5 protein-coding genes and 1 pseudogene are annotated in these 5,297 nt (G+C 50.0%); 4 read left to right on the top strand and 2 right to left on the bottom strand.

Going from position 1 to position 5,297, the window contains the following annotated elements; translation table 11 throughout:
* Both nuoB and IQ235_RS18055 read left to right on the top strand, forming a co-directional pair.
* On the top strand, positions 1-503 hold a 503-nt coding region (nuoB, locus tag IQ235_RS18050), incomplete at its 5' end, for an NADH-quinone oxidoreductase subunit NuoB (protein ID WP_264322802.1).
* Positions 496-1,023, top strand: coding sequence for an NAD(P)H-quinone oxidoreductase subunit J (locus IQ235_RS18055; RefSeq protein WP_264322803.1), 528 nt, complete (start codon positions 496-498; stop codon positions 1,021-1,023). The genes nuoB and IQ235_RS18055, both read left to right, overlap by 8 nt.
* 576 nt (positions 1,024-1,599) lie before the next feature.
* Here IQ235_RS18055 and IQ235_RS18065 read toward each other — a convergent pair.
* Positions 1,600-2,501 (bottom strand): annotated as a pseudogene (locus IQ235_RS18065) (LysR family transcriptional regulator).
* Between the two features lie 240 nt (positions 2,502-2,741).
* Here IQ235_RS18065 and IQ235_RS18070 point away from each other — a divergent pair.
* Both IQ235_RS18070 and IQ235_RS18075 read left to right on the top strand, forming a co-directional pair.
* A complete protein-coding gene (locus IQ235_RS18070; RefSeq protein WP_264322806.1) occupies positions 2,742-3,191 on the top strand; it encodes a nuclear transport factor 2 family protein in 450 nt (149 codons plus the stop codon).
* 44 nt (positions 3,192-3,235) lie between these two features.
* On the top strand, positions 3,236-4,018 hold the full coding sequence (locus tag IQ235_RS18075; RefSeq protein ID WP_264322807.1) for an SDR family NAD(P)-dependent oxidoreductase: 783 nt from the start codon (positions 3,236-3,238) through the stop codon (positions 4,016-4,018).
* Positions 4,019-4,243: 225 nt separating this feature from the next.
* Here the strand turns inward: IQ235_RS18075 and IQ235_RS18080 are convergent.
* Positions 4,244-5,297: ankyrin repeat domain-containing protein (locus tag IQ235_RS18080; RefSeq protein ID WP_264322808.1), on the bottom strand; the 1,054-nt coding region annotated here is incomplete at its 5' end.

Here is a 5,297-nt window from a genome sequence, read left to right on the forward strand (position 1 = left end):
GGTTAGTACCGCGCAACAGCCCCCGACAAGCGGATTTAATCATTACGGCCGGCACGATTACGATGAAAATGGCCCCGGCGGTGGTGCGGGTATACGAACAGATGCCCAACCCCAAGTACGTGATTGCAATGGGTGCTTGTACGATTACCGGGGGAATGTTTAGCGTCGATTCTCCGACGACGGTGCGCGGCGTGGATAAGTTGCTGCCAGTGGACGTGTACATTCCCGGCTGTCCGCCCCGACCGGAAGCAATTATCGATGCCATTATTAAGTTGCGTAAAAAAGTCGCTAACGAATCGCTGCAAGAGCGAGCCGAGTTCCAACAAACTCACCGGTATCACACGATTTCTCATAACATGAAAGCCGTCGAACCGATTTTGACCGGTGAGTACATTCGTTCGGCAAGCCGTCAAACGCCACCGAAGGAGTTAACCGATGCGATCGGGATGCCGATTCCCCCTGCACTCCAAGCCGCAGCAACCGAGGAGGTGAATCGTGGCTGAAGAGTCTAAATCCACTGAGTCGGCAACGGAAACCAAACCCGTCCCCACGGGGAAGGTCTATGGATGGTTGAGTGAAAATGGATTCGAGAGCGAAGCTCTGGAAGTGGATGCAAGCGGCGTAGAAACGATTAAAGTCGATCCGAACTTCTTAATTCCCCTTTCAACGGCTTTATATGCCTACGGATTTAACTACCTCCAATGTCAGGGGGGTTACGATACGGGTCCGGGTGGCGAATTGGTCAGTTTCTATCACCTGATTAAGGTGAGCGACAATGCCGTGGAACCCGAGGAAGTCCGCCTGAAGGTCTTTCTACCTCGCGATAACCCGAAAGTTCCGTCAGTCTACTGGATTTGGAAAGCCGCAGACTGGCAAGAACGGGAAACTTACGATATGTTCGGTATCGTCTACGAAGGACACCCGAATCTCAAACGATTGCTGATGCCCGAAGATTGGGTGGGTTGGCCGTTGCGAAAAGATTATATTTCTCCTGACTTTTTCGAGATTCAGGATGCCTATTAAGGTGGGCGATCGAATATCTTTAAGGGGCGATCGCGGTCAATTTAGACCCGATCGCCCCTCTGTTTTATGGCAGTTGGGGTTCGAGGTTCTGTTGTTCTCACCGAACTGACAACTGCTATACCACCTGACAACTGACTTTTTGGGAATCTAAATGAGGAAACATCGCCAAAACATAAGTTTTGGTTTTATATTTAGCAGCCTTGTTTGGATTTTCATATCGCTTGTCTGAGTTTACAAAAATTCATGACTGCGAATGGTGTCAATAAGCCACGCAAAATTAGGCGTTTTAGGGTATTATCAAATATAAGCCCAAGGGCTTTTTGTGTCTAAATCTAGATATTGAAGACGATCGAATCGCTACAACCCCGATCGAAACGTCGATCGATCGAAAAACCCTCTCATTTTTTCCATTTCAAAAACTTGCCTCGCGTCACAAATCCTCGATCGGCTTTATGAATTTATATTTAAAATACTTGACAAAATAGACGCGATCGCAGGTAAGCTTTGAGGTTTTAATATCCGAACTCGAGCTAACTGAGCGACATTCGGTTTGTTCGACCCTCCAAAGCCAATACTTTAGCAATTTGCAGACAATAAAAACTCTAAAAAAAGCTGCACCTTGAGCGGAGTGTATTTCCGTTGCTGATACAGTGCAAAGGCTTGGCGTCGGGGAGATTCAAAGTCGTTCAAAACAGTTTGTAAACCGCCTGCTTGCAGATCTTTGCTGACAACAAACTCAATCAGATGAGTCACCCCCCCCCCGCCAATGCCAGAACACGGGCAGTCTCAGCTCCGGTGACCCTCGGCCCGGTTGTGAGATTGGCATCTAAATCCTGGAGATCGTCCCCATAGCGCCATTTCATCGGCTGACCCGTTCGAGATGAGAGGAGCTGAATGCAGTTGTGATGCTGTAAATCGGCAATATTCTGGGGAATGCCCTGATGCCGTAGATATTGAGGAGATGCCACTGTGACGAGACGATAGGCCTGGAGTGCCTGTACCCTTAAATTAGAATCTGGCAGATTACCAAAGCGAATCGCCACATCGATGTTTTCTTCGACGAGATCCACAAAGCGCTCGCTCACCAACAGCTCAACCTGAATGTCCCGATACTGCTCTAGAAAGGTCGGTAGGCGTGGCGCTAGCACATGGGTGCTGTAAGCAGCCGAAAGCGAGACCCGCAGCCGCCCTTGAGGATAACGAACGCCTTGGGTAATCAGAGCCTCAGCTTCAGCAATGTCACCTAATGCCTGATGGCATCGCTCAAAATAAAGACTGCCCTCCTCGGTTAAGCGCAGCTTACGGGTGGTGCGATGAAAGAGTTTGATTGCCAATCGTCGCTCCAATCGCGACACCGCCTTACTGACCGCCGAAGGATTGAGACCCAACACCTCTGCGGTTCGAGCAAAGCTACTCAGTTCTGCCGCTTTGCAAAAAATTTTAATCGTGCTGAGTCGTTGGGTTGAGAGATTCACCATCGCGAGCGATTAGCATTGGCAAATTAGCACTGACATCATCGTGCCCTACTAATGCCATAGTGTCATGAATATCGTGACTTTTATCTTATTTATTTATTTGTCTAAGCTGAATACCATACTGAATAGGCACTTGAGACAGCATTCGCTCAAGGGATGAACATTCACCCAAATCGAAGGAAAGAATCATAACCATACAACAGGTTGCGTTAGTTGCACGCAGTTCGTTTTTAGGAGATTGAAATGGACGAATCGTTGATTTGTGGACGACCTGAGTTCGGAACTGACTTACATCGTCAGTCGATTGCAGTGGCTTTGCAGTGGCTCGAAACCCTTGGCAATGGGGATATGGAAACTTTGATGACGCTCTGGCATGAAAATGGGGTGTTGGAGTTTCCGTTCAACCCAGAAGGAGCCGGTCGAGATCGAGTCGAAGGCTTCGAGGATCTATCGGACTATTTTCAAGGCACAAAAGGTCATAAGAAACCGATCGCCTTTCCGGTCAAGGCTATCTACCCAGGAGCCGATCCAGAGTGGCTAGTTGTAGAATTTATCGGCAGACTGCTCAACACCAAAACAAACCAAGAGTATTCCAATGAGTATATCGTTGTCATTCGGGTACATGAAGGCAAAGTGATTCTTTTTCGAGAGTTCTTCAATTCGATAAAACGTAAGCAGTTTGAGTTGGATTGAAAGACTGCGATCGGAATTATCGAAATACATAAAAAAGCAAAACCATGATTGATTTCACGAATAAGACTACTCTGATTACCGGCGGCAGCAGCGGTATGGGACTCGAAACTGCCCGTCGCATCGTGCAGGCCGGTGGAAATGTCGTCATCACCGGACGGACTCTTTCGACATTGGAAGAAGCACGATCGAGTCTCATCCAAACTGACGATCGTGCTGTAGACCGGGTAATGATTTCTCAGAGTGACACCAGCGACTTGGATTCGATGGCCAAAACGTTGGAAGATACAAAAGAGCGATTTGGTGGCTTGGATAATTTGTTTGCCAACGCGGGTATTGGAATTTTCAAGCCATTGTCAAATTTGACAGTCGAAGACTTCGACAAGCTGATAAGCATTAACCTCAAGGGATTATTCTTTACCATTCAAAAAGCAGTGCCTATGATGAACGATGGCGGTGCGATTCTGATGACATCGTCATGGACAGCGCATCGCGGCGTTGCGGGGGCACATCTCTATAGTGCGACCAAGGCGGCATTACTCAGCCTTACGCGAACATTGGCTCTGGAACTGGCACCGCTTCACATCCGCATCAACTCGATTAGCCCCGGCTACATCAACACGCCAATCGTAGAAAAGATCGGGATGAGCAAAGAGGCTTTCGATGCGGCCGCTGCCCAAGTACCGTTAGACCGCTGGGGTGAATCTGATGAGGTCGGCACCGCCGCTGCGTTCTTGCTGTCTGAGGCAGCCCGCTATATCAGCGGTCAGGATCTGATTGTAGACGGCGGCTTGGTGGGAACTCATAACTACCAAGGAGCAGAGGTCTGAGACGAATCATTTAAAGTCAGAGCTGAACACTTATTTAGTTAGAGCTTTAAGAGCGAGTTCGGACTCTTCATTCTGGTGGAGGTAAGCATCGGGAGAATCGGGGGTATGGAGAGCGGTCGGACTCCGCATGGCGCGCAGATCGGACCCCGCATGGCGCGCCTACGCAAGGGAACACCGACCGGGGAAGAAATACCCCAAAAATCGCCACCCACCCGACAACGATCGTTATGGCTGGACTGACGATGCTTTCAACTGGCTCAACCGATCGATAATTGCGGCATGGTCTTTCCCTGGATGATGTCCTTCGGCTTGTCCGGTTCGGGCGTAGTCTAACGCATCGTTAGACTCATCATCGAAGCAGCGTTGAAAGGGATTTGCCCCCGCACTCAATAACCGCTCCACCACATCTAAATAACCTTGATAGGCGGCATCGGCGATCGGGGTTAACCCAGTTTTCCAGCCCAAATTGACATCTGCTCCCGATCGAATCAGACGATCGACGATCGCTAAATGTCCCTCTCCTGCGGCAGCCACCAACGCTATACCATCGCTGTAATTGACATTAACCCCGGTCTGCAACAGTTCTTCTAATTTTGCCAAATCCCCCTGACGCGCGACATCCACCAGTGCCACGTCGTTCAAACCCTCCTCGGAAGCACCTGCCCGACGCAATAGCTGCTGCACCGCCCAAGTTCCCAACATCATCACCGTATTACCCTCGTTGTCCCGGATATCGACATCCGCCCCCGCTGCAATCAACGCTTTGACCGCATCGGTGTGACTGCCAGCCGCAAAGAGTGCCGTTTGCCCGCTATCGTTTCGGGCATTGACATCCGCGCCGCGTTCGACGAGAAACCCAATGGCTTCAGCTCGATTCGATACCCAGAAACTGCCGGAAACTTCCATCAATGCCGTATGTCCTTGGGAATTATCTTCATCGCTGCCGAGATTGGGGTCTGCCCCCGCATCCAGCAATGCTCCCATCACCGCCATATGACCGTACATCGCGGCTAGTATTAGCGGACTTTTGCCGCATTCGTTAATGGCATTCGGGTCTGCACCTTCTGCTAATAATTGCCGGACTTGAGCAAGTTTGCCATACACTGCCGCATCTCCGAGCTTTTCTGCCAGTTTGTTGACAGCGCGGGCTTTGCGTTTGATGGCGTAGGCGATTTCCTTTTGCCCGTGTTTGTCGGCGCAGCGGCGAGTTTCATCATCAACAAGGGGATAGAGATAGTCGTAGACGGCTTGATGCCCTCCCCGTGCCGCACTCATAATT

The organism is Zarconia navalis LEGE 11467, from assembly GCF_015207075.1.
GTDB classification, from domain to species: Bacteria; Cyanobacteriota; Cyanobacteriia; order Cyanobacteriales; family Geitlerinemataceae; genus Zarconia; species Zarconia navalis.